Genomic DNA, 24,092 nt, shown 5'->3' with positions numbered 1-24,092 from the left:
GAGGGATGACGATGCAAAGTGAGAAACTTTGGACGAAGGATTTCCTCGGAACTTGTTTTAGTAGTCTATTTCTCTTCTTAACATTTTACATGCTTATGACTACTCTGCCTGTCTATGTAATAGACGGCCTAAAAGGAAAACCTGAGGAAATTGGTTTAGTTGCAACTGTGTTTCTTATTTCTTCTGTTTTATGTAGACCATTCACAGGAAAATGGCTCGATGATTTAGGAAGAAAGAAAATATTATTTATTTCACTTTCATTATTTTTAGCCGCTACTGTTATGTATTTCGGTGCGCAAAGTTTATTCTTATTACTTGCCCTTCGCTTCTTACACGGTATTGGGTTCGGGATGGCAACGACAGCTACTGGTACGATTGTAACTGATGTTGCGCCAGCTCATCGACGAGGCGAAGCACTTGCATATTTCGGCGTATTTATGAGTCTGCCAATGGTAATTGGTCCTTTTTTAGGTTTAACAATTATTTCTCATTTTTCGTTTACTGTGTTATTTATCGTTTGTTCCGTATTTTCATTACTTGCATTTTTATTAGGGCTACTTGTCGATATTCCTCACGAAGCACCTGTTAGCAAACAAAAACGTGAAAAAATGAAATGGAAAGACTTAATCGAACCATCTTCTATTCCGATTGCACTTACAGGATTTGTTTTAGCCTTTTCTTATAGTGGTATTTTATCCTTTATTCCTATTTATGCGAAAGAACTCGGTTTAAGTGAAATTGCAAGTTACTTCTTTATTGTATACGCACTTGTTGTTGTCATTTCTCGTCCATTTACAGGAAAGATTTTTGATCGCTTCGGTGAAAATGTACTCGTTTACCCTGCAATCATTATTTTCACAATCGGAATGTTCATATTAAGCCAAGCACAAACTTCATTTTGGTTCCTTGGCGCAGGTATGCTAATCGGTTTAGGTTACGGAACATTAATTCCGAGTTTCCAAACGATTGCAATTTCTGCCGCCCCAAACCATAGACGTGGTTCTGCGACAGCTACGTATTTTTCATTCTTTGATAGTGGTATTGGTTTTGGTTCTTTCATTTTAGGTATTGTCGCAGCGAAATCCAGTTATCATAATATGTATTTTATCGCAGCTATTATCGTTGCGTTCACTTTACTTTTATATTACGGATTACACGGACGAAAACAAAAATTCAAGAAACAACCTACAGACGGAAAAATTTCCGCTTAACGTTAATAAGGAAAGTAAACTTCCCCGTTTACTTTCCTTATTTTGTATTTCTTTCAAGACGAGCGTATACTTATAGTAGAAATAAAAAGGAGGGCCATATATGAAACTAAAAAGATCTCCCCTACTCTTACTTATACTAACATTCATATTTGTAATTACAGGGCTTGGGTTTACTTACTTCAAACAAAATAAAACGACCCCATCAAAACATAATGTGACAAAAGAAAACTGGTTAAATGACCCTTACTTACGTTGGTCATATACCCATATGAAAGAATTCACTTTAGTTAATAACGTAAAAAACAATCCTGACCAAATTGCTCACTTCCCTTCCGCATTGCAAAACTTAGATGATTTTGCTGTGGAGCGTAGATTCGGAAATACAACTCCTCTAAAAAAACTTTTAGACGATAACAAAACAGATGCTTTTGTCGTTGTACATAATGGACAACTTGTTTACGAACGATATTTCAATGAGTATAAACAGAATGAACCTCATGGTATGGCATCATTAGCAAAAGTCTTTACCGGGGCAATTATACAATCTCTCGCTGAAGAAAAACGTATTGACTTAGAAAAAACAGCTGACACTTACATAAAAGAATTAAAAAACACACCGTTCGGTAATGCCACACTTCAGCAATTAATGGACATGCAAGTTTCAGCTGAATATCCTACTCATGGATATGAGCAACCTGGGCTAGAAAATCAAGATGCACAATTATATTTAGCTAGCAATATTTTACCCCGCGGCAAAAATTACGACGGTCCGATGAAAATTTATGATATGTTACGGGAAGCCGAAGAAACTGCACCGCCTGGTTCTTCCTTTTCTTACAATAACGGATCAACAGAAACGCTTGCTTGGATTATTAGAACTATTACTGGTAAATCACTAGCTGAAAATGTAAGCGAACGAATTTGGTCTCAAATTGGTATGGAAGAAAACGCGTATTACGTTACAGATGAAATGAAAATAGAACAAGCAAGCGCTGGCTTAAATGCAACTGCTAGAGATATGGCGAGATTCGGGCAATTACTATTAAACAACGGGGAATATAACGGAAAACAAATTCTCCCTTCTTCTATTACAGAAAGTGTAAAAAATGTACAAGAAGGTGAACTTGAAATTAGTATTGGCGCTTCTATTTCTTATCATAATCAATGGTGGATTCCCCACAATGAACAAGGTGCTTTCGAAGTGTTAGGTAGTTACGGACAAACACTTTACATCGATCCGAAAGCAAATATGGTAATCGTTCATTTCTCTTCTAACGCAACGCCAAGTAATGAAATACATTCGGTTTATTCAAATATGTATATTGATATTGCACATCATTTAGAAAAGCTTCCACAGTAGTGGAAGCAGGAGTTTAAACCTTGCACAGTTATGACTATTCAATTGAACACTCGATCTGTTGTGCTAAAACGTCAATATAGTAAAAAAGGATCTCTCTTGATATAGAGAGATCCTTTTTTTTATTTCTTCTTCTTTTCTGTCGGTTGGCTTTGTTTAGCGAAATTAGATGAATCATCGAAATTTGGTTGCTTTTTACCTGCATTATTACTTCTACCTTTTCCCATATGTAATGCACCTCCCCTCATCCTTACTATTCCCAATAAAAAACTCCTCTTGCGTTCAGGAAAAAATTTTTATTGTCGCTTATTAATAATGTCCAACAGTTCTCGTAGTACTTCCAACACTCTCGGTTCTGCCATACCATATTGTATACTTTCAACCATAATGTTAATGGTGATCATCATGCTGAGCTTGATAAAGAACAGCTTGTGGATAAAAAAACCGTACATTCCATACATGTGAAAGAAGTTTTAGTGGTATTTTGACTCATCCAAGCATATAAAGTAACTAAATACTTGCTTGGTACCTATCTGTTTGTTGCACAAAACCAACATCCCTAGTAATCTCTCGTAAGATATTTGAAGATAACAATCTTTAAAATTCTTAAGCAAATAATTGTAATTCATCAGATACAAGAATAGACATAAAAAAACGCTATCCTTTCCTATATATTTATAGAAAGAATAGGTTTTTTCATTTTAATAGTATTACTTGATAGTATTGGCATTCCTATTAAAGCTAATATACAAATAACATCAATAAACTTGTAACTATGCCAACCCAAATGCAAAGAATGAAACAATAACCCATAATGTCTTTAATTTTCAATCCCAGCACACCTAAAAGAGGTAATGCCCAGAACGGCTGAATCAAATTTGTCCATGCGTCCCCCCAACCTACCGCCATAGCGATAGTAGCCGGATCTACACCTAACTTCAATCCTGCCGGGACCTGCAGTGGTCCTTGTAAAGCCCATTGCCCCCCGCCAGATGGCGCCAATAAGTTTACCAGCCCCGCTGACCAATATGTAAATATATCAAATGTATCCTTTGACGCAATGGATGCCATCCATTCAATGATTGAGCTTCCCAAACCTGAACTACCTAAAACAGCAATAATCCCTGCATAAAATGGAAACTGTAAGATAATTGGAGAAATGGATTGCGCAGATTCTTTGAATCCTTGTGCAAAGTTACCAAGAGAACCATGTAGGAGCAAACCAAGTGACAAGAAAAACAAATTAATGATATTTAAATCTAAACTATGACCGTTCATGAATTCATAAACACAATACAACGTGCCGATTGCGCCTAATATTATTCCTAAAACTGGTGTCCATTCCAGTTTTTCCGCAGGAGTTAAACTTTTTTGAGGAGGTTTTACAAAAGAATTTGTATCAGTTTCGATTGCTTTATAGCTGATAATCCCACTTTTAGGAGCCATAAGTACAATAATAATTGGCATCGTGATGAATAGAGTGAAAAAAATAATTAAAGTAGAGTAACTAAAGATTGTTTGTGAGGTAGGAATAATTCCAATCATATCTACAAGAAAATGATCCTTTGTGGCAATTGTCAGGCCAATAGAACTGGAGAGACCTGCGCTATATAAGGCTGTCGGAGCATAAGCAGCTGCTACAAGTAATGGAAAATGTGCATTCGCATTCTTTTTTGCTACTTCCTTTGCAATGATAGCTCCCACAACTACGGCTAGACCCCAATTGATATAGTATGCAATTGCACTGATCAAAAATGTCATCGTATAGGCCTTTTGAGGTGTATCGGCTAACTTTGCAACAGACTGCAAGGCTCTATTAATAAACGGGACAGAAGCTAACGTCATCCCTGTAACCATTAGCAATACCATTTGCATTGTAAACGTTAAATAAGTCCAAAACCCATCCCCCCAAGATTTTACGATTTTGTACGGATTTGAGGGATTCATCAACAAAGCTATAATGAAAGTAAATAAAGTGAGCAGCACTGCAATAACAAAGGCATCCGGGACATATTTCTGAGACCATCTCGAAAATATATTTGCACATCGTGTAAGCAACGATTCTTTCTTTTCTGGTTCTGAATTTGTCTCCATTAAGGAATGTTTCATAAATATTCTCCTTTCTAAATTTTAATAAGGTAAATATAAATAACATTCCACAAAAGAAAATAAAATCCTTTTGCACTTGCTGCATATTAATCAACTAGATCAATATTCAAATACCGTTCCTTTCAACCTTTCTGGGCATTACCAGCATTAGCGATAGCTGGTTTAGGTGCTCGTGACATTATGGGATTTTGTGTTGTGAACTTACTATATGCGGGTTTTATCATTTAGTCTATACTTCTTATTTATTTAAACGAAAAGCTAGTTTTATACTAGTTTTTTTACATAATAAATCATTTATTTCCCATGCAATTTATAACTGTATTCCACTCTACGTCCTTAAGATGTAATGCCTCAAACGCAAAAAAATCTTCACACACTTTTTCAATTAGATATGGATTTTCCCTCAAAAAATTCCACTGTAATACTTTAGGAAGAAAATGCATTTCATATTCTTTACTTCCCCGTACTACCTCATCAACTTCTCTTTCACAAATTCCTCTTATCAAGTAGTCATTTCTTAACTCAATTTGAATTTGTTGAAATGTATCGCTGCATTTTTTCAATTGAAGTAAACGCGTAACATACTTCCGAAAAAGTTCGCCATCATACTGAACACAGTTTATAATACGGTCGACTTCATTCATAATGTACGAGCCTTTTCTTCTATTTGTAATAACCATTTTTCACGCTTTGATACTTTACTCGTTTTCACAGATTGAAACACTGACCGTTTTATATCGCGAATGCCACAAAAACGTAAAACACCTCGCTTCATCATAATCCAATCTGCTGATCGATATAACAATGCGACGTACCATAGAGGCGAGTCTAACGTATTAATAACCCATGCTTTTTTCCCTTGCAATAATCCTTTCGGCAGAGCCCCTTCATATTTATAAGCAAATCCAGCTACGAAAATACGATCGATAAATCCTTTTAAAATTGCTGGCATCCCCCACCACCATATTGGATAGATGAATAGAAGTGTATCTGCTTCTTCTACTAACGTTCTGTACCGAGCTGTTTCCTCTTCATTTACTAAATCACGTCTTTTCTTCTCTTCATGAAACACGAGGACTGGATCAAATTGTTCTTTGTATAAATCAAGTACGGTAACTGAATGATTTGTTTCCTGTAGTCCTTTTTGCACATGATTTAAAATCGCCGCGTTAAAACTTGAAGGATTAGGATGAGCGTATACAATTAGTACATTCACTACATAACAACTCCCTCTATAAGTTAAAGTTTCCCCTTCTTTAACAACTTCTCTACAATTTGCACGTTTTTCGAACTTTGTAATAAACGGTTTAATACAGTAAGTAACTCTTCCTTTTCTAAATCTTTCAGTTTCTCTTTAACTGCACTCTCACCAGTGCCTTGAATATCATAAACAACTGCCGCCATATGTTTACAATAATTTTCATAGGGACACTCACAGTTACTTTCTGAAAAATCTTTGAGGTCGATAACGACTTCATAATTTCCTGCATTACCATTCACAAAAGCAAATACTTTATTATCATGTACTTCAACATCTTCTACATGTCCATCTTCATAATATTCATATCCTCTATCAATAATATATTTCGGAATATGCCTATATAGTTCTTTTATTAAATAAGCATACATAACAACACCTCTTCCTTTAATTCCCTTTTGACTTCTAGAGCCCCTGCATGTTATTCTAATAACTGTCAAATAGCAAGTCTACGTGACAAAACGACTGACACCTATTCGGCGAAGGTGTCTCTTTTCATTTGCAGCCGATATGAATTGCCTCTTTCAGGCACATTCAATTTTTGACACTACACACTCAACACCATTCCCTGTATCAGGCTGCTTTAGCAGTCTTTTACTCTACATACTCCGTTATTTTAAGAAAAAAAGAGAGCTTAGCTCCCTTTTCTCGCCTTATACAATACACCTTTTTCAGCATAGAGATATTCATCAGCTAATGTAATTTTCCCATCCAGTTTTAGTTCGTCTAATAATCTTGATAAATAAAATTGATGCAACATCTTTTTCGTGAATTTTCCTTCATGATGCGAAACGATATGTTCTTGAATATCTAACAATGATATCGGCTTATCTTGCTCTATCATATATTCATAAACTGTACTACGCAGTTTTACGTATTTTTCGAGTGTCACAGTAATGCGCAACCCCTTTCTTCTTAATATAAATTTTCGTAATCGGTTTTTTTGCAATAAAAAAACCTCTCCGATAAGAAGAAGTTACGTATATATCTTCGTCTTATCTCCCAGAACAAATATGTTCTGCTGGAATTAGCACCTGCATCGCGGTTGCTGGGTTTCATCGGGCCAGTCCCTCCACCTCTCTGGATAAGAAAATATTCACTTAATTCTTACTATACGTAATTCCACTTTAATTGTCAAACAAATATAATAAATATAACAAATTATATTTTCTTCCTTACTGTTCATACTACCCATATACGAACATGCAAGGAGGATTATGAAATGCATCAAAATGCTCGCGGATATGTACAAGATTCTTTTCAATCATTACAAGAAGCTAAAAATTGTTTAGAAGAAGCGCTCGAAACAGTTGAAAAAGATTTTAATCGCGCTCGTATTGAACAATCACTTTATGCTGTTGAACAAGCTATTCAACGTTGCGAGTACACCGTTCACATTTTAGAAAAAGATTAAAAACTTCCCATCTATTGATGGGAAGTTTTTTCAAATGGCATACTTCATAATTATTGCCGTTATGATTAAAAAATATACAGAATTAGCAATTTCTAAAATTCCTACTTTTATAATAGAAATTTTTTTGCCATACAACACAATTGCTCGAATGACACTTGGTATAAAAATAAGAGAACACCACGGATTAATCGCAAATACAATTATCGTTAATAAGATATGATATCCCCAAGATATAAGACGATACTTCGGGTTATTTTTTTCACGAATCATCGTTTTCACATAGAACGTACTACCTAAAAAGTATAAAAATGAAATAAGTGCAATGAATAAAGCTGTATGATCGATTTGCTTCATTGAAAAGTAATAACTAATTAACCCACCGATACAAAACACAATGATTGCACAAATATCATTTAATAGTGCTCTTTCATTTTTTTGACGGGCGTAATACATATTCACTATAAATAATGGAATCATTACTATTAAGAATAAAAGAATTCGCCACTCATATAATAAAGAAATCATCCCAAATAGGAACGCAATGCTGAAATAAACAATGGCAGCTTGTAAAAACTCTTTTTTTCGTCTTTGCTTTATGTACGTAAGAAATGGATACGTGGCTAAATAGATAAAAAACCACGCTAAAAACAATGGAATATGATAAATAGTAGGTTTCCCAAGTACGACACTTAATAAAAAAGGAATAACAAGCATGGCCCATGCACCATGTTGCTTCGGAATAACTAACTTCATTAACTATACACCTCACTTTTGAAAAAAGTTCTCACCTACCATTATACAAATAATTTTATATAATAACGGATGCATATTAAATCAATTTTTTGACAAAAAAATGCTCCTTACAATATGTAAGAAGCATGAAAGAGGCAAACGAATATGTAAGTCGCGACCCTACCTTATATGAGTATGCTTTTCTATGTCACGTTATGCTCATCTAATATACCGTATTTCTTTTTAAATCTTGTAAGAATCGTAATCCATGAAGTACTAAATAGTAATAAGAAAATAACATTCGAAATCGCATGGCTCAAATCAAAGTAAAAACTTGCGATATAATACGAAATGACAGTTTCCCACGTTGCTTCTCGTATAAAACCGAGAAGGCCCCAGAAATTCATAATCCAGCCAAATAAAAAGCCAACAATTACTCCGTAAAAAAGTCTTCCCCATAGCTTTTTCATAAAAAATGTATTACGAAGTAGACCTGCTATAAAACCAATCATGCCCCATGAAAACATTTGCCACGGTGTCCATGGACCTTGTCCTAAAAAAATATTGGATATGATTGCTGCTGTAGCACCAATCATAAAACCAGTTTCACTTCCAAATACAATTGCAGAAACGATAATGACAAAAGAAGTTGGTTGTACACTTGGTAAAATAGAAAATGGCACCCGGCTTACTGCTGCAATTGCCGCTAATACAGCAACGAGAACAATTTCACGTGAAACAAACGCCTTTCTTTCAAAACGGATATAGAAAGGTAACATAATAACTGCTAATATAAACAAACTACTTAACATGTAATAACCGTCCATGACAAGTGTCGTAAGAAGTAATGTGCCGATTATTACTGCAAAGATACATATTATAAATGCAACATATCGTTTGGACACGCTTCGTACACATCCTCCCACGTTAATGCATATGGCAATTCTTTTCGAATGAATCGATTAATAGATGTTGTATAAAAGAAGTTGCCGCTAAAAAATTCTTTCGGTGCATCATTCATAATGACTGTTCCATCAAATAACATCATACATTGATCCACGTATTTCGCTGCAAACTCAATATCATGCGTTGCCATTACAATTGTTGTACCTTCTTTTTGTAGCTTCCTAAATAGTTCTCCTACTCTTTCTTTCTTCCATGGATCCAACCCCTTTGTCGGTTCATCAAGTAATAATAAAGTCGGCTTTGATAATAACGTCGTACATAATGCAAGAAGTTGTTGCTCTCCTCCGCTACAATCGTGCGGATGGCGTTCTTTAAGCGAATACAACCAAAACTGTTTTAGCGTATCTTCTGCTATTTCTTTTCCTTGTTCTCCGTATAATTCACGTGCACGTTCATACACTTCTTCCCACACTGTATCAAATGTAAAATGATAATATGGATGCTGCGATACATACCCAATACTTTTAAATCGTTCTTTCGAATCAATTTTATGTATCACTTTCCCATTCCACTTTACTTTCCCTCTTCTCGCTTTTTGCAATCCCGCTAAAATCGTTAACAGTGTAGACTTACCTGTACCGTTCTTCCCAACGAGCGCTACCCATTTTCCTTTTTCAATCGAAACTGATAAATCACGTAAAATAAGCGGACTATTTTTTTCATATTGGAACGAAATATGCTCTGCGCTTAAAATTACCTCTTGCTTTTCACTTTGTGCTATTGGCTCATTTACATATGATATCGCTGAAAAATTATTCATTTTCATTTGCGCCTCTCGCACCGTAAACGGAATATCTCTCACATTCCACTCTAAAAATAGCCTTGGAATTTGCGGAATAAATGGACGGAATGTTTCTACTCCCCACATATTCGTAATAACAGTTTTAGGACTACCATCATACATAATACAGCCATTATCCATACAAACAACGCGTGTTGCAAGCGGGATAACTTCATCTAAACGATGTTCACTTAAAATAATCGTAATTCCAAGTTCTTCATTAATCCGTTTTAATAATCCTAAAAACTCTTTTGCAGCGATTGGATCTAACTGCGCTGTCGGTTCATCTAATAATAGCAATTTCGGCTGCATAACTAATACCGCAGCTAAATTGACAAGCTGCTTCTGCCCACCAGATAACGTATGAACAGATTGATGCAATAAATCTTGAAATCCTAAAAAGCTAATAAGCTCTGCTATTCTTTTTTGAATAATATGTGATGGTAATCCGATATTTTCTAAAGAAAATGCTAATTCTTGAATCACTGTATCCATAACAATCTGGTTTTCTGGGTTTTGAAATACCATCCCAATTTCTTGGGCAGATAACAAATTAGCTACTTCCTCTATTAAAACACCCTCATAAAATATCTCTCCAGAACGCGTACCAATTGGAAGTAACTCCTTTTTAAAATGTTTTAATAACGTCGTCTTCCCAGATCCCGATCCTCCAGCAAGTGCAATAAACTCACCTTTTTGAACAGAAAGAGAAATATGCTGTAACGCTTTTTCATTTTCATCAGCATATACAAATGATAAATTGTTTATTTCTGCATGCGCCACCATATCCATTCTCTCCCTTCCATTATGATTGGTAAACTAATAAACATCGTAAATACGACAAACATCATCCCATCGTATTGCTGAAATAGAATCGATTCAACTTTCGGATAAATAATCAATTTCCCCCCGCTATAATTACTACATACAATAGCAGCTATAAATAGAATGATTAAATAATTGAGCGTATACCAATCGCGCCTTTCCATTCTATAGCGAATATACGTCGTACGCTTCGTTACACCAAATCCACGAGCTTGCATAGAATCTGCCGTTTGCAGTGCATCTTCTAATGAACAAATTAATAATACTTGCAGCAATTGCATACCATTTTTGACGCGTTCAATTATCGAACCTGAATCTACCTGCACACCTTTCGTCTTTTGAACGAGTGTGATTTTCTTTAATCGCCTTATAAACAAAGGAACAAATCTCACTGTAATCATCGTTAACAATGCAACTTTCGGTGAAATTCTTGAAAACAAATATAAAAATTTATGACTGGAAATAATATCATTGTATGACGCAAAGGTAAACATAACTGCAACTAGTAATAACCCCATTACTATTCCAAACATAATCGCCTCAAGCTTAATACGGCTATCACCTAACCAAAATAACGTAGTTCGACCTCTATGCGTTAATAACGAATTAAATAAAATTACCACAAAGAAGAAAACAATTGTGCTCGGTAGCATCTTTCTTATCTTTTCGCTATTTCCTTGCATCACATTTAAAATAACAATTAATACTATTGCTCCAATTAAAAAAAGAGGATGAAGACACATCATACATAGTATCATCACCCCGATATAATAGAAAAAATTCACAAAAGGATGTAAAGAAGAAAAACTTATTTTCATAGCCCTTTACCGAATGCCTTTCTTATTGTAATACGTATACCCACTCAATTGTATCTCCTGGTTTTACCGTAGCTACACCAGCACTATGGTTTGGAAAAGCACCGTTCACACGATATTTCCATCCACTAGTATCCGCAATATCTTTTTCATATAAATCATTAATACCTTTTACATAAATACTATCTCTAGATCCGCTTGCATCAACATCTAATCCTGTACGTTGCAATACTTTATACACTGTATCGCCTTCTTGTACATCCATCTTTTTCGCACCCATTATATATCCGTTATTTCCTTTTACCGAGATTGTTACTTGTTTTGCTTTAGGTACTGGTGGTACTGGTGGTGGCACTGGGTTTGGTGGTGGTACCGGTGTTGGTGGAGCTGGTACACTATTGTTCTCTTCTGACTTTTTCTTTTGCTCCTGCTTCGGTGTTTCTTTCGGCTGATTCACAACCTTTGCTTCTTCTTTTACTTCTGGTGCTTTCGGTTGTTGTTTCTCTTCTTGCGCTTGTTGCTGCTCTGGTTGCTTATTTACAGCCGGCTGTTCTTTCGGTTGTTCCTGTTGTTTCTCTTCTTTCTTTACCTCTGGTTGTGCCTGCGGCTTTTCCTCTTTCGGCTTCTCTTCTACTTTTTGTTCTTGTTTCTCTTTTTGCTCTGATTCAGCTTGCTTTTCTTCTGTTTTTTCTTCCGGCTTCGCTTCATCTTTTTGTTCTTCTTGTTTCGCTACCTCTTCTTGCTTCGGTTCTACCTTCTTCTCAGGCTTTACAGCTGCCTCTTCACATCCGGCAAGTAGCCCGAGCGAAAGCAGTAAAGAAATGAACCATTTCACCTTACTCATCCTATCTCTCACCTTTCATACGAAAATTAGGAGCAAATAATTGCTCCTAATTTTTTGTTAAGCTGCTTTACGTCTCCATAATACATATGCAGAAGCAATACATAATACACCCATACCTACTTCTGTTGCTGCACTATGAGAAGATGCTCCTGTTTTTGGTAGACTGTTACCGTTTCCGATTTTTTTATCCTTAACCGGTTCGTTATCTACAACTACTTTTAGATTTTCAGCTTTTGTTTCTTGTTGTACTTGTTTTTGTTCTTTCGGTTCTTCAATAACTTCTTTTTCTACTACATTATTTTCTGGTTCAACGACCTTTTCTGGCTCTTCAACCGGTTTTGGCTTAATTACATCACCAGCGTCTACATTAGACCAATCATAAATAGATTTTCCCATTTCCTTAAATTGAAGTAATGCTAAAAGAGCCTGTTCTGTAGCCATTCCGTTACCATTTTGATCACTTGGTAACCATTTAAATTCACCATTTGAAAGTTGATATGATAATAGGTTTTGCATTGCCTTATGAAGACGGTTTTGATCTACATCTTTAACAAGCGATAATCCAATAATTGCTTGCGCAGTACTATTTGAATTTTCTTGTCCATCAGCTGAAAAACCGCCATTTTGCAGCTGTTCGTTATATAAATACGCAACAGCTTTTTGTATAGCTGGTTTCACATCTGATCGCTCTTGATAAGGAGCTAATGCTGATAAAACCATACCTGTTACATCAACGCTACTAGCACTATCTTTACTACCTGAACTATTATAAGTCCATCCACCGTCTGTATGCTGATTATTTAACAGTGCTTCCACTAGAGCAACTCTGTTCCATTTTGATTCAACTGGAATCTCATACTTCTTCGTATCAAATGCAAGTAAAGCAAATACATAACCTGTAACAGAATTCACTTTATCTGACTCATACAATTTTTGAACTAAATTATGTCCACCTACATTTTTAGGGTCTGCACTCATTGCATTCATCATAATAATTGTTCTAGCTAAATCTGTCGCTGAAAAACGGTTAATACGCTTTTCTACTTTTTCAGTTACTGACTTAACATAATTTAATTTTGCCTCAATTGGCACATTCTTTCCAGAACGAGAAAGCGCTACAGCTACCCAATCACTTTCAATTCCATCTTGTAACATCTTATCTGATGTTTTAGAAATGGCTTCGTTTAATTGTGCACTTGGAACTTGAATGTTCTCTTGCTGTGGTTGTTCTGGTTTTTTACCATCTTGTTCACCTTGATTTTTCCCATCTAGCGTTTTATCGTCTTGGTCACCTTGGTTTTTCCCATCTAGCGTTTTATCGTCTTGGTCACCTTGGTTTTTCCCATCTGGCGTTTTACCATCTTGATCACCTTGGTTTTTCTCATCTGGCGTTTTACCGTCTTGGTCACCTTGGTTTTTCTCATCTGGCATTTTATCATCTTGACCTTCTGGTTTTGGTTCTTCTGTTTTGCCACCGTTAGGTTCTTCTGTTTTACACGTTCCGAACTTATCTAACGTTTCTTTCAATGTTTCCTGGCTTATATTGCTCCAGTCTGAAACAAAACGAAAGACAACAACGTCTCCAGATTTTAATTTATAACTATCTGCTCCGACTTCTGCAGACTTATCATTTACATCATACAGCCAAGCACTTGTAGCCCCGGCCATTAAACCATCGATGCCTTTTACATATGTTCCAAACGACATCGTTTCAGATTCTACCTTGTCCCCCATGACCTTTTGCAGCAAACTTAAAGCTGTTTCCCCATCTTTAATTTGCTCTTCTTTCGGACATAACATAATGCCTTTTTGTGATTCCCCAATAATTGCAAGTTTTGCTGTATTTTCTTCAGCAAACGTAATATGTACTGTATTCGCAAAAGAAACAAATACAAGTGTCACTGCCATTAACGACGTAAGCAGCCACTTTTTCAACATTGCCATCCCAAAATTTCCTCCCTTACTACCATTTACACAAAAAAAGGCCCTTCAAGGGCGTGCGATTGACACTCTCTTTTTGTAAGTGTCGAACAAAAATGTACAACACCTCCTACCCGCATTATTCGCGGCTATATTTGTATAGGAAAAATAATTTTGTTTATGAACGTATCATTGTGATAACATTCACTTTTCTCGGCACAACTTACTTCCATTTAAGTTATCGTAAAACGATAAACCTATACATTCTGTAAATTTTAAATTTCTGTATTATTTTACTATTGACAAAGAATTTTGTCCATGCTTTATCGGATTTATTTTCTAAGAATAATAACTTATTAACTCTTAACTATGTAAACTCTTTTCACTAATAATGACGCCATCTTCATCCGCATAGACATATTCATTTGGATTCCAATCCACTTGTCCAAAGTGCAATGAAATATTTCGTTCTCCTTTTCCTTCTTTCACACTTCTATTTGGCATTGTCCCTAACGCTAAAATACCAATATTAATATTCTTTAGTTCACTAGAATCACGAACATATCCATTCACAATAATTCCTGCTAGCTTTCTTTCTTCCGCAATAGCTGCCAAATTATCACCAAGTAACGCACAATTCCTAGACGCTCCGCCATCAACAACTAATACTGTTCCTTCTGGTAATGTTTGCAATCCTTCCTTCACTAGTACATTATCATCTTTCACTTTTACAGTTGCAATTTTCCCGTGGAATTGTTCTTTCTTCCCAAAAGACCGAAAAGGCTGGCGACATATTTGTAATTCCTTTTCAAATTCATCACATAGATCTGTAGTTTTCCACATCTTGTTCCCTCTTTTCCATTTTCTTTCTACATAACATATTCTTGGCTTATTATCGTTTCCCTGTCTAATATTGCAATAATTTGTATGTACGGGAAAGGATACAAAAACTATTGCCTTAAGAAGCCACCTTTATTATAATCTATTTCACAGATTAAATTCAGAATATTAAAAATTAACCAAGTGAAGAAGGAGGGATTTTATGCAAATACAAACTGAGGCAAAAAAACAACCTAGTAAACAAAAGTTTAAAATGCCTGATGCTTACGTACTACTATTTTTTATTGCCTTACTTTGCGCCATTGCTACGTATTTCGTTCCTGCTGGAGAATTTAAAAGGGTTACAAACGGGACCGTTACAACAACAATACCAGGTAGCTACCATTCTGTTCCGCAATCACCCGTAGGATTTGTTTCTTTTTTTACCGCTATTGAAAAAGGAATGACACTTGCTGCTCCTATTATCTTTCTAATTTTATTTACAGGTGGAGCCATTGCAATTCTTGAAAAAACAGGTGCCCTTGACGGTTTAATCTATCATGTTATTAACAAATTTCGTAATCAGCAATTACTTTTCATTTGTATCGTTGCTGCACTTTTTTCTATTCTTGGAACGACTGGCATTATCGTTAATTCAGTTATCGGTTTTATCCCCATCGGCATCATCGTTGCACGCACATTGAAATGGGACGCTATCGTCGGTGTAGCAATTATTTATTTAGGTACTTATGCTGGCTTTAATGCTACTATTTTATCTCCCTCACCTTTAGGCATTTCACAAAAGATTGCAGAACTTCCGATGTTTTCCGGAATTGGTTTACGCACCGCAATCTATATATCTTTTTTACTTGCCACTATCCTTTATATAAATTGGTATGTAAAGCGCTTGAAAAAATCGAATAAAGGAAGCATTCTTGGCGATAACTGGTTTCCAAGTAACGCTCTTTCAAGCGAAAAAGAAACAGAGAAAAAAGAAGTTCCTTGGACTATACGTCATAAATTAATTTTACTCGTTTCAGCTTTATCATTAATTGCATTTTTAATAGGCGCTTTTCGTCTACATTGGACGGACGCAGAAATGACCGCTACTTTTATTTTCATAGCAATTACAGCCGGAATAATAGGTGGCATGAAAGCAAACGATATCGCTTCTACTTTTCTAGCGGGCTGCCAAAATCTCATATATGGTGCTTTAATCGTTGGAATGGCTCGTTGTATTTCAGTCATTTTAGAACAAGGAAAATTGCTTGATACAATTGTTAACCAACTCGCACAAGCTCTCGAAGGACAAAGCCCTGTATTTGGTGTTATCGGTATGTACGTAAGTAGTGCCGCATTACATTTCCTTATTTCATCCGGGACAGGAGAATCGGTTATTTTTATTCCGATATTAGCTCCATTAGCTGATTTCATGCACATTACACGCCAAGTTACAGTACAGGCTGTTATGCTTGGAGAAGGTGTAGTCAACTGCTTAAATCCAACTTCCGGTGTTTTAATGGGCGTTCTCGCAGCAAGCGGCATTTCTTACGGCAAATGGATTCGATTCATGGCTCCACTTGCATTCATTTGGTTTATCATTGGACTTGTTTTTCTTATTATTGGGGTGAATATTGAGTGGGGACCGTACTAAAATACCCATATATACTTAACTTGATAAAATATCTATCCTATTCTCCTCTTCAATCCTATAAAAATCATTTATTCTAGTAAACATATAAGAAGGGATTGATCATAATGATCAATCCCTTTTATCAAAATATAATACCTTTAAAAATCTTAGTTCCAAATTTTATTTACCCATTCAGGATGATCAATAAAAGGATTGCGGTTATGTTGATATTTTGTAAAAATCACTTCATTACGCTTTCGCTCTAAATCATCGACCGGGTCTTGTTCATTCCATTTTAATAAAACAGATAGTTTCCCCATGTATGCATCTTTATTGTTATTCACTTTTTCATTTAGTTCTAAATCTATTTCGCCGTTGTCCCCCTCGTAACGAACAGCCATATAAAACAGCATTCTAGCAATATCTCCTTTTACACTATCACGAGGTTCCCAAGAATCACTATCATATTTACATTCTGTCGCTTCAGAATGATTTACACCACCGTTATCAAAATCCAGATTTCCACGTGAACTATTTACAGATACATCCGTCGCTCTTAAATGATGTAGATCTGTTCCAGGTCCTGCAGTCGTTCCAAAGTCACCGTGAGATTTTGCCCAAACATGCTCTCGGTTCCAGTTATTTACTCCTGATCCATTCGTAAGCTTCCCTTGCGAACGACCAGTATATAAGAGTAACACATTATTTTTATTATTTGGATCTTCATCAGTATCTCTTAGTGCTTCCCAAACCGCACTGTATGATAACTTTGTATGATTATCAATAATATTATGCAGTTCCTTCTTTAATTCTAACCCCGTTTTTCCTATTGCGTTATTATAATATGTATCGTCATAACTTTTTACAATAATCTCTTGTGCTGATGCAGGAGCTACTTCACCGTGTATAGTATCTGTGAATGATAGCGATGCAGAACCTAAAATAAAAAATGAAGATAGTGTAATCATAGCAATCTTTGTATTTCGAAACTTCATATACCCATTCCCCTTTAAAATATAATTTGAAGCTATTCACTAAAAAGTGCTTTCTAACCCCCGAAACCTTTTAGAAATCCATACCCCTTTTCTGTTTATTTAATACACGACTCTATCCAGTCTGTATCACTTCTAAACTTTTTGTTTATTCACATTCCAAACAATTTCACTTTTTACATGGAATATCCTTCTCTTATAAAGATTATTAAAATATTCTTTACAATTAAAAAGTAGTTTAATATTAACTTATAAATTTAAATTTATTTATGCAATAATGCATATTTGATAAATACTTTAAAAAACAGTTTGAATAAAAAGCATTCAAAGAAAACCATGCCACAAAACAGATACAATCTAAGACAGAAATAATAAAAATCAAGATGATAGCTCGACTTTTCCCTTTTCTATAACTGTCTTTATTTTTGTGTAAAACCTTTCTTTCTCTGAATAATACGTACAAAAATAGATTGGATACCATGTAGGCACCAATCTATTTTAATTAAAGAAACTGTGTCAATTCTGAGTTCACAACACGTTGTGCAGTAATGATAACACTGTCAGCTGTTAGTCCATAAACACTATATAGTCCACCAGGTTGATTAGGAACAATTTGAACTTCATATTCAAATGCTTGTCCAAAAGCAGGATGAACTAAACTTAGAGTTGCAAAAGTAGAAGCACTAGAATTCACATTGAAGTTTACCTGTTCAATTAATACTAATGAACCGTCAAGTCTAAAAACTCTAGCTACTCCAGTAAGTGGGCCCGCAGTACGGTTAAGGATCTTTACCCTAACTCTATTTGCATTAGCAGGTTGATTTCCTACGTTTTCAATTGGTCCTGTAGTAAGTGCCATATAACATCCCCCCATTATATTATTATGATATTCAACGGTATATATTGACGTTATAGTTTAATTACCCAATTTATTTTAAATAAAAAAGCTTGTTTCTTATATTTTCTATAAGAAACAAGCTTTTTTTTTCAACTACCATTCCTAAGACAAGTTTATCCGTCTCGAAAACATTTACAGTTACTTGACGTTTATGCTGGAGCAGAACTACTACTATTTACTTTGCATTGAATCTATATATTTTTTAACTACTTCATATACATATTCTTGATTTGCGGCTGCTGTATTTGGGTTATATTTCCCGCCGTTTGTTTTATTATTAGATAATACTCGAATCCCTAAAAATGGGACATCATAAGCTTTCGCGATTTGAGCTGCAGCAGCTCCTTCCATTTCTTCTACAGATGTACCGTATTTTGTATGGAACCACTTAATTCTATCTACTTCATTATTCCAAAGGTCTGCTGAGCCTATAGTACCTTCAACCACTTTACCTTTTGTATATTTATCTTTTACCGCATTAGCTGCTGCAAGTAAATCCTTATCTCCTTCGTAGTATCGGATTTTCTCAGCATTTGGATCTTCTCCTGCACTTCCTTCAGAAGCCATTAAGTCCATAGATATCCATTTTGTCGGCTCAATTCCTTGATTCTCATCCATATTTGTTGTTTTTAATGAACCTATATTTGCAACTTGTTTTCCTAATACAATATCAAATACATTTAAATTTGGATCATGTCCACCTGATGTTCCTTGGTTAATAATTGCTGTAGGTTTATATTTTTCAATAGCCACCGCTGTAGCAGCTGCTGTATTCTCCATTCCTTTACCTGTTTTCGCAACGATTACAGGATAATTGTCGACAGTTCCTTTATAAAATACAAAAGTTCCAGACTTTTCTTCTTTCACATTTTTTAGCCTTTTCGCAAACTTTTCTGCTTCTATCGGCATTGGCCCTTGAATTAAGATAGGTTTTTGATTGCTTTTTTCCTCAACTTGTTTCGGACTCGCATTACATCCCACAAGTATCGAGAATGACAATGCAACAGTAGTTACTAGGGCAGCACATTTTTTCAACGTATTCTTCTTCATAAATAATCTCTCCTCTTTCTCTTGTTGTGTTTTCTATACTCGATGCTTTTGGTCCAAACAAAAAAGTTCTAGAAATTGTAGAAGAATCTCTACTTTCTAGAACTACGGTAGTCAAAGTTAATTGAGCAAAAGATAAAACAAATGCCAAATTATAGATCGGTAGCGCTCATTAGCATAGAACGGCCGAATACTTTAACCCGTAGTCCAGTTCTTTCATTGGGAACTAGGTAGAAACGCTCGGACCATATTACCGAGTATATACGAGTGATGTTATTCAAAATTATTATATGGATAATATAACAAACTATTAGTGTGCGCGCAATTAAAACATGAACATTTTTTGTTAAGTTTTTAAAAATGTTCGTTTTTAAAGATAAATCCGATAAAAAAATAACCTTCCCAAATAACTTACATCGTAAAAAAAATATATACTAAACTAGTTTATCCTACAGCAATCGTTAATGAAAATCTTCCTAAAATAAAAAGAAGTCCCATAAAACTAGAACTTCTTTTTATATGTATATTTACTTCGTTACCTCTCCAAACTGCGCTCTCGCCACTTTCGCCAAGTCATCCACTTTCAGCTCAATTTGTATACCAATCTTCCCGCCACTTACGATCATCGTTTCAAGTGATTGGGCGCTTTCATCGATACATGTAGAAAATAACTTCTTCATTCCGACTGGTGAACAACCACCGCGAATGTATCCTGACACTTTCGTAATATCTTTTACAGGAATCATTTCAATCTTCTTTTCACTTACTGCTTTTGCGGCAGCTTTTAAATTTAATTCCTCATCTACTGGGATGATAAACACATGATAATTTTTACTATTCCCTTGAGCGATTAACGTTTTATATACTTCTCTCACTTCTCGTCCAATTTTCTCGGCTACTGATACGCCATCAATTTTCCCATCGTCTGGATCATATGACATCATCGAATATTCGATCTTTTCTTTATCTAATATTCGCATCGCATTTGTTTTATCTTTTTTCATAACGTTCTCCTTAAAAGGTTATTTCATATTATTAAGTTTTATTATACACCCTTTTCCATTTCTCCTACATAACTTCACGTATATTTCAAAACTAAAAATATTGATAATTCAAAAATCATCTGATATAATTTGGAAAAACTTACGTTAAGGAGAGATTTGCAATGCGAAATTTTAATACTTCTTTCCAACTTCATCATCATACGTAACGCCGTGTATCCGAAGAAAAATTTTTCTTCGTGGGTACAGGGCTTTTCCTGTTGACCCACGAAGCGTTCATAAAGCTATGTGGGTATTTTTATACCTGCATAGCTTTTTTTAATTAAAAAAAGGAGTGATTACAATGGAAATGAAAAATGTAAAAGGAACGAAAGACTATTTACCAGAGGAGCAAGTGCTGCGAAATAAAATTAAAAGAACTTGCGAAGATACATTTGAACGATACGGATGCAAACCGTTAGAGACACCAATGTTAAATATGTATGAGCTTATGTCTTACAAGTACGGTGGTGGCGATGAAATATTAAAAGAAATATATACACTTCAGGATCAAGGAAAACGTGACCTTGCCTTACGATACGATTTAACTATTCCATTCGCAAAAGTCGTGGCAATGAATCCGAACATCCGCCTTCCGTTTAAACGTTATGAAATTGGGAAAGTATTTCGAGATGGGCCAATTAAACAAGGAAGATTTCGTGAATTTATACAATGCGACGTTGATATAGTCGGTGTAGAATCAGTCATGGCTGAAGCGGAACTCATGAGCATGGCGTTTGAGCTGTTCCGAACATTAAACTTAGAGATAACGATCCAATATAATAACCGAAAACTGTTAAATGGTATTCTTCAGGCCATTAACATCCCTACTGAATTAACAAGTGACGTCATTTTATCATTAGACAAAATCGAAAAGATTGGGATTGATGGTGTACGAAAAGATGTATTAGAGCGCGGAATTTCTAAAGAAATGGCTGATACAATATGTAATACTGTATTATCTTGTCTAAAGCTTTCAATTGATGACTTTAAAGACGCTTTCAATACTCCAATCGTTGCCGATGGAGTAAACGAATTGCAACAATTACAGCAATATTTAATCGCTCTTGGAATAAATGAAAATGCTATATTCAATCCGTTTTTAGCGCGAGGACTTACAATGTACACAGGCACCGTATATGAAATCTTTTTAAAAGATGGATCGATTACATCTAGCATCGGTAGCGGCGGTCGATACGATAATATTATTGGGGCATTCCGTGGCGATAATATTATCTATCCAACAGTCGGTATTTCATTCGGTTTAGACGTTATTTATACAGCACTCTCACAGAAAGAAACGATATCATCTACAGCGGATGTATTTATCATCCCACTCGGGACAGAATTACAATGCTTACAAATTGCCCAGCAATTACGTTCTACCACTTCCTTAAAAGTCGAACTCGAACTAGCAGGACGCAAATTAAAACGTGCTCTTAATTATGCCAATAAAGAGAATATCCCTTACGTGCTTATTATTGGTGAAGAAGAACTTAGTACAGAAACCGTTATGCTGCGGAATATGAAGGAAGGTAGTGAGGTGAAGGTTCCCCTTTCTTCTTTAAGTAGTTATTTATAATACGAACCACCCTCGTTTGGGTGGTTTTTCTATTTTATAGATAAGGAAACAATTAGTTAACATAAAATAATTATATTATACTAAAAACCACAAGTGTTTAATATCCAATCACCTATCTTTTTTGGTAATATATAGATATTAATTATTTTAGGAGGATTTACTTTGAAAACTTACATACAAGCACTAAAGTGGCCTACAGGGATCTATCATCTTTTATTACTTCCTTGCTATTATATATTTCCAAGTCTTGTTAACCTAGATGGGATACCTTTACTACTATTGATTGCTTTACATATCACTACTATTTTATTAGCTAAAAAAGCAGGCATGAATACGTACGCTCATTATATAGGTATTATCGTTACTCTAGTTGCCTTCTTTCCTTATATAGAAATCCTTCTACATATGATAGCAGCCATTTTTCTTTTATTAGATGCTGTTTCTATGAATGCAAAAGAAGTGTATGATTCATAGATGGATAAAATGAAACTTTAATCCATAGAGTTTTGAGATAGGTTGGCAAAAAGGATTTACTTTTTAAGTAAACCTTTTTTTCATTTTTAATTACTTTCCTTACTCAAGACTAATAAAAGAATATTCTGTTTATTTTTTATAAATTTCTAAATATTTATAATACATTCAAATTAACATACATTTTAGTTATGTAAAAAATCTAAGTTTTAAGGAGATGAATCCATGCTGAAAAAGTTGGTAGCAGGTGCATTATTAACTGTTTCGTCGTTAACTGGAGGACTGGGGTCAGTATCAGCTAGTACCGAAAAGGATTATTCGATTAGCTCTTTTGAATATGTAACTGTAGATGAAAAGACTGTAGATTCGTTTAACAAATTGGGTGCTCCATCTAAGGAAGACGTAAAAATAACTGTAGTTCTACCGAAACAAAATCAAAATGGAGACTGGTTATCTTATGGATTTTCGAACAAAGAAAGTTTAGATTCTTTTATTGAAAAAGACAAACAAAGGTTGAATAATACAATCAATCCCCTTGGTGTTGGAGGGAGCGGACCTAATAGTACAGATTTCTATGAACATGCAAATAAAGGTGGCGAGTATTTTTCTCTTAGTAGCGGTTTTAAAAATTTGCCTCCTAATTGGCAAAATAGAATTTCTTCTGTAAGTACAGCATCCCCTACTGCTAGCTATTCGACAACACTATGGGATCGTACTTCAACTGAAGGATATGGTAAAGGTATCGTCTTCAAACACTCTGATTGGTATGGTAAAACTGTAAACTTGAATGACTTTGCAATTTCAGCAGTTGAAGTTAAAAAGTAAAAACATAGAAATAAAGTGAAACTTTAATCAGTGGGGGTTTTGTTCATCCCCCACCTAACTTCTTTGCTTCCACTGAATTTTGAGGTGGGGATCTTACTGCCCGTTAATGCGGGATAAAAGGTGTCTTTACGTATGGAAAACACCTTTTATTTTTACAACTCTTAACTATTATTTTTCGTATTCCTACTTTCCAAAACTTTCTCCATATTATGAGTCGCCCATTCCATCATTAATAGAATCATTGGACGTAGTGATTCACCAAGCTCAGTTAACGAATATTCTACTTTAGGTGGAACTTCACGGTATACTTCACGATGGATGATGCCGTCTGCTTCAAGTTCTCTCAGCTGCAGTGTTAACATTCTTTGTGTGATATTAGGTTTTAATCTTTTTAATTCATTAAACCGCTTTGTACCATCTAATAAATGATACAAAATAACCCCTTTCCATTTTCCACCAATAACCTCAACCATAGCTTCAACTGGACAAGAATATTTATTTAGAAATGGGTAATTTATATTATTTTCATTCGAACAATCCATCATAACTCCTT

The 24,092-nt window shown here is 35.1% G+C and carries 24 protein-coding genes, 1 pseudogene and 2 riboswitches; of the genes and pseudogenes, 8 read left to right on the top strand and 17 right to left on the bottom strand.

Annotated features, from left to right (window positions below; translation table 11 throughout):
- Positions 1 to 11: 11 nt before the first annotated feature.
- Positions 12 to 1,211: an MFS transporter gene (locus ASE54_RS10775; protein ID WP_001190320.1), complete on the top strand. Its 1,200-nt coding sequence runs from the start codon at positions 12 to 14 to the stop codon at positions 1,209 to 1,211.
- Between the two features lie 100 nt (positions 1,212 to 1,311).
- Positions 1,312 to 2,571 carry a serine hydrolase gene (locus ASE54_RS10770; RefSeq protein WP_000769540.1) on the top strand — a complete coding sequence of 420 codons (1,260 nt, stop codon included), beginning with the start codon at positions 1,312 to 1,314 and terminating at the stop codon, positions 2,569 to 2,571.
- A 738-nt stretch (positions 2,572 to 3,309) separates the two neighbouring features.
- Here the strand turns inward: ASE54_RS10770 and ASE54_RS10760 are convergent.
- Positions 3,310 to 4,677, bottom strand: a complete 1,368-nt coding sequence (locus ASE54_RS10760; RefSeq protein ID WP_000682890.1) for a TIGR00366 family protein — start codon at positions 4,675 to 4,677, stop codon at positions 3,310 to 3,312.
- 123 nt (positions 4,678 to 4,800) lie between these two features.
- Between ASE54_RS10760 and ASE54_RS33965 the strand changes: the two are divergent.
- Positions 4,801 to 4,905, top strand: a pseudogene (locus ASE54_RS33965) (TIGR00366 family protein); the annotation flags it as partial.
- 62 nt (positions 4,906 to 4,967) lie between these two features.
- On the opposite strand, the gene ASE54_RS10755 reads toward ASE54_RS33965, so the two are convergent.
- From ASE54_RS10755 to ASE54_RS10740, 4 genes are all read right to left on the bottom strand, one after another.
- Entirely contained in the window at positions 4,968 to 5,321 is a 354-nt protein-coding gene (locus ASE54_RS10755) for a hypothetical protein (RefSeq protein WP_001006485.1), read from the bottom strand.
- On the bottom strand, positions 5,318 to 5,893 hold the full coding sequence (locus ASE54_RS10750; protein ID WP_001101653.1) for an NAD(P)H-dependent oxidoreductase: 576 nt from the start codon (positions 5,891 to 5,893) through the stop codon (positions 5,318 to 5,320). Before ASE54_RS10750 ends, ASE54_RS10755 begins: the two co-directional genes overlap by 4 nt.
- 23 nt (positions 5,894 to 5,916) lie before the next feature.
- Positions 5,917 to 6,306, bottom strand: a complete 390-nt coding sequence (locus tag ASE54_RS10745; RefSeq protein WP_000271475.1) for an SWIM zinc finger family protein — start codon at positions 6,304 to 6,306, stop codon at positions 5,917 to 5,919.
- Positions 6,307 to 6,569: 263 nt separating this feature from the next.
- Positions 6,570 to 6,827: a hypothetical protein gene (locus tag ASE54_RS10740; RefSeq protein WP_000171476.1), complete on the bottom strand. Its 258-nt coding sequence runs from the start codon at positions 6,825 to 6,827 to the stop codon at positions 6,570 to 6,572.
- Positions 6,828 to 6,927: 100 nt separating this feature from the next.
- Positions 6,928 to 7,026, bottom strand: a riboswitch (SAM riboswitch).
- 131 nt (positions 7,027 to 7,157) lie between these two features.
- Here ASE54_RS10740 and ASE54_RS10735 point away from each other — a divergent pair.
- Positions 7,158 to 7,349 carry a hypothetical protein gene (locus ASE54_RS10735; protein ID WP_000554032.1) on the top strand — a complete coding sequence of 64 codons (192 nt, stop codon included), beginning with the start codon at positions 7,158 to 7,160 and terminating at the stop codon, positions 7,347 to 7,349.
- Positions 7,350 to 7,379: 30 nt separating this feature from the next.
- Here the strand turns inward: ASE54_RS10735 and ASE54_RS10730 are convergent, their stop codons facing one another.
- The 7 genes from ASE54_RS10730 to rraA form a co-directional block, all read right to left on the bottom strand.
- Positions 7,380 to 8,102, bottom strand: a complete 723-nt coding sequence (locus tag ASE54_RS10730) for a YwiC-like family protein (protein ID WP_000779995.1) — start codon at positions 8,100 to 8,102, stop codon at positions 7,380 to 7,382.
- A gap of 182 nt (positions 8,103 to 8,284) precedes the next feature.
- Complete coding sequence (locus ASE54_RS10725; protein WP_000044906.1) at positions 8,285 to 8,986, bottom strand: ECF transporter S component; 702 nt, start codon at positions 8,984 to 8,986, stop codon at positions 8,285 to 8,287.
- Entirely contained in the window at positions 8,959 to 10,620 is a 1,662-nt protein-coding gene (locus ASE54_RS10720; RefSeq protein ID WP_003258016.1) for an energy-coupling factor ABC transporter ATP-binding protein, read from the bottom strand. The genes ASE54_RS10725 and ASE54_RS10720 overlap by 28 nt, the downstream gene beginning before the upstream one ends.
- The gene (locus ASE54_RS10715) at positions 10,593 to 11,471 is read right to left on the bottom strand and encodes an energy-coupling factor transporter transmembrane component T (protein WP_003258018.1); all 879 of its coding nucleotides are present in this window, start codon (positions 11,469 to 11,471) and stop codon (positions 10,593 to 10,595) included. Before ASE54_RS10715 ends, ASE54_RS10720 begins: the two co-directional genes overlap by 28 nt.
- A gap of 22 nt (positions 11,472 to 11,493) precedes the next feature.
- A complete protein-coding gene (locus ASE54_RS10710; RefSeq protein ID WP_000048884.1) occupies positions 11,494 to 12,312 on the bottom strand; it encodes a DUF4430 domain-containing protein in 819 nt (272 codons plus the stop codon).
- Positions 12,313 to 12,369: 57 nt separating this feature from the next.
- Positions 12,370 to 14,256, bottom strand: coding sequence for a DUF4430 domain-containing protein (locus ASE54_RS10705; RefSeq protein WP_001241059.1), 1,887 nt, complete (start codon positions 14,254 to 14,256; stop codon positions 12,370 to 12,372).
- 339 nt (positions 14,257 to 14,595) lie between these two features.
- Complete coding sequence (gene rraA, locus ASE54_RS10700; protein WP_000266028.1) at positions 14,596 to 15,075, bottom strand: ribonuclease E activity regulator RraA; 480 nt, start codon at positions 15,073 to 15,075, stop codon at positions 14,596 to 14,598.
- Positions 15,076 to 15,274: 199 nt separating this feature from the next.
- Here rraA and ASE54_RS10695 point away from each other — a divergent pair, with 199 nt between their 5' ends.
- Positions 15,275 to 16,705: an SLC13 family permease gene (locus ASE54_RS10695; protein ID WP_001166977.1), complete on the top strand. Its 1,431-nt coding sequence runs from the start codon at positions 15,275 to 15,277 to the stop codon at positions 16,703 to 16,705.
- A 146-nt stretch (positions 16,706 to 16,851) separates the two neighbouring features.
- Here the strand turns inward: ASE54_RS10695 and ASE54_RS10690 are convergent, their stop codons facing one another.
- The 4 genes from ASE54_RS10690 to ybaK form a co-directional block, all read right to left on the bottom strand.
- Entirely contained in the window at positions 16,852 to 17,679 is an 828-nt protein-coding gene (locus ASE54_RS10690; RefSeq protein ID WP_000672181.1) for an endonuclease, read from the bottom strand.
- A gap of 499 nt (positions 17,680 to 18,178) precedes the next feature.
- Positions 18,179 to 18,535: a hypothetical protein gene (locus ASE54_RS10685; RefSeq protein ID WP_001229428.1), complete on the bottom strand. Its 357-nt coding sequence runs from the start codon at positions 18,533 to 18,535 to the stop codon at positions 18,179 to 18,181.
- A gap of 210 nt (positions 18,536 to 18,745) precedes the next feature.
- Positions 18,746 to 19,624, bottom strand: a complete 879-nt coding sequence (locus tag ASE54_RS10680; RefSeq protein ID WP_000742458.1) for a 5'-methylthioadenosine/S-adenosylhomocysteine nucleosidase — start codon at positions 19,622 to 19,624, stop codon at positions 18,746 to 18,748.
- 180 nt (positions 19,625 to 19,804) lie between these two features.
- Positions 19,805 to 19,908: riboswitch (purine riboswitch) on the bottom strand.
- Between the two features lie 240 nt (positions 19,909 to 20,148).
- Complete coding sequence (gene ybaK / locus ASE54_RS10675) at positions 20,149 to 20,625, bottom strand: Cys-tRNA(Pro) deacylase (RefSeq protein ID WP_000710859.1); 477 nt, start codon at positions 20,623 to 20,625, stop codon at positions 20,149 to 20,151.
- A gap of 340 nt (positions 20,626 to 20,965) precedes the next feature.
- On the opposite strand from ybaK, the gene ASE54_RS10670 reads away from it, so the two are divergent.
- The 3 genes from ASE54_RS10670 to ASE54_RS10660 all read left to right on the top strand — a co-directional run bounded on the left by ASE54_RS10670 (position 20,966) and on the right by ASE54_RS10660 (position 23,539).
- Positions 20,966 to 22,243 (top strand): histidine--tRNA ligase, encoded by a 1,278-nt coding sequence (locus ASE54_RS10670; RefSeq protein ID WP_000425333.1) that lies wholly within the window; start codon positions 20,966 to 20,968, stop codon positions 22,241 to 22,243.
- 162 nt (positions 22,244 to 22,405) lie between these two features.
- Positions 22,406 to 22,717, top strand: a complete 312-nt coding sequence (locus ASE54_RS10665) for a hypothetical protein (RefSeq protein WP_000860703.1) — start codon at positions 22,406 to 22,408, stop codon at positions 22,715 to 22,717.
- Positions 22,718 to 22,939: 222 nt separating this feature from the next.
- On the top strand, positions 22,940 to 23,539 hold the full coding sequence (locus tag ASE54_RS10660; protein WP_000914419.1) for a hypothetical protein: 600 nt from the start codon (positions 22,940 to 22,942) through the stop codon (positions 23,537 to 23,539).
- A gap of 161 nt (positions 23,540 to 23,700) precedes the next feature.
- Here ASE54_RS10660 and ASE54_RS10655 read toward each other — a convergent pair whose 3' ends face one another.
- Positions 23,701 to 24,081 carry a winged helix-turn-helix transcriptional regulator gene (locus ASE54_RS10655; RefSeq protein WP_000340656.1) on the bottom strand — a complete coding sequence of 127 codons (381 nt, stop codon included), beginning with the start codon at positions 24,079 to 24,081 and terminating at the stop codon, positions 23,701 to 23,703.
- Between the last annotated feature and the right edge of the window lie 11 nt (positions 24,082 to 24,092).

The sequence above is a fragment of the Bacillus sp. Root131 genome (assembly GCF_001429475.1).
In the GTDB taxonomy this organism is placed as follows: domain Bacteria; phylum Bacillota; class Bacilli; order Bacillales; family Bacillaceae_G; genus Bacillus_A; species Bacillus_A thuringiensis_S.
This window is presented reverse-complemented; position numbering and strand designations above follow the sequence as displayed.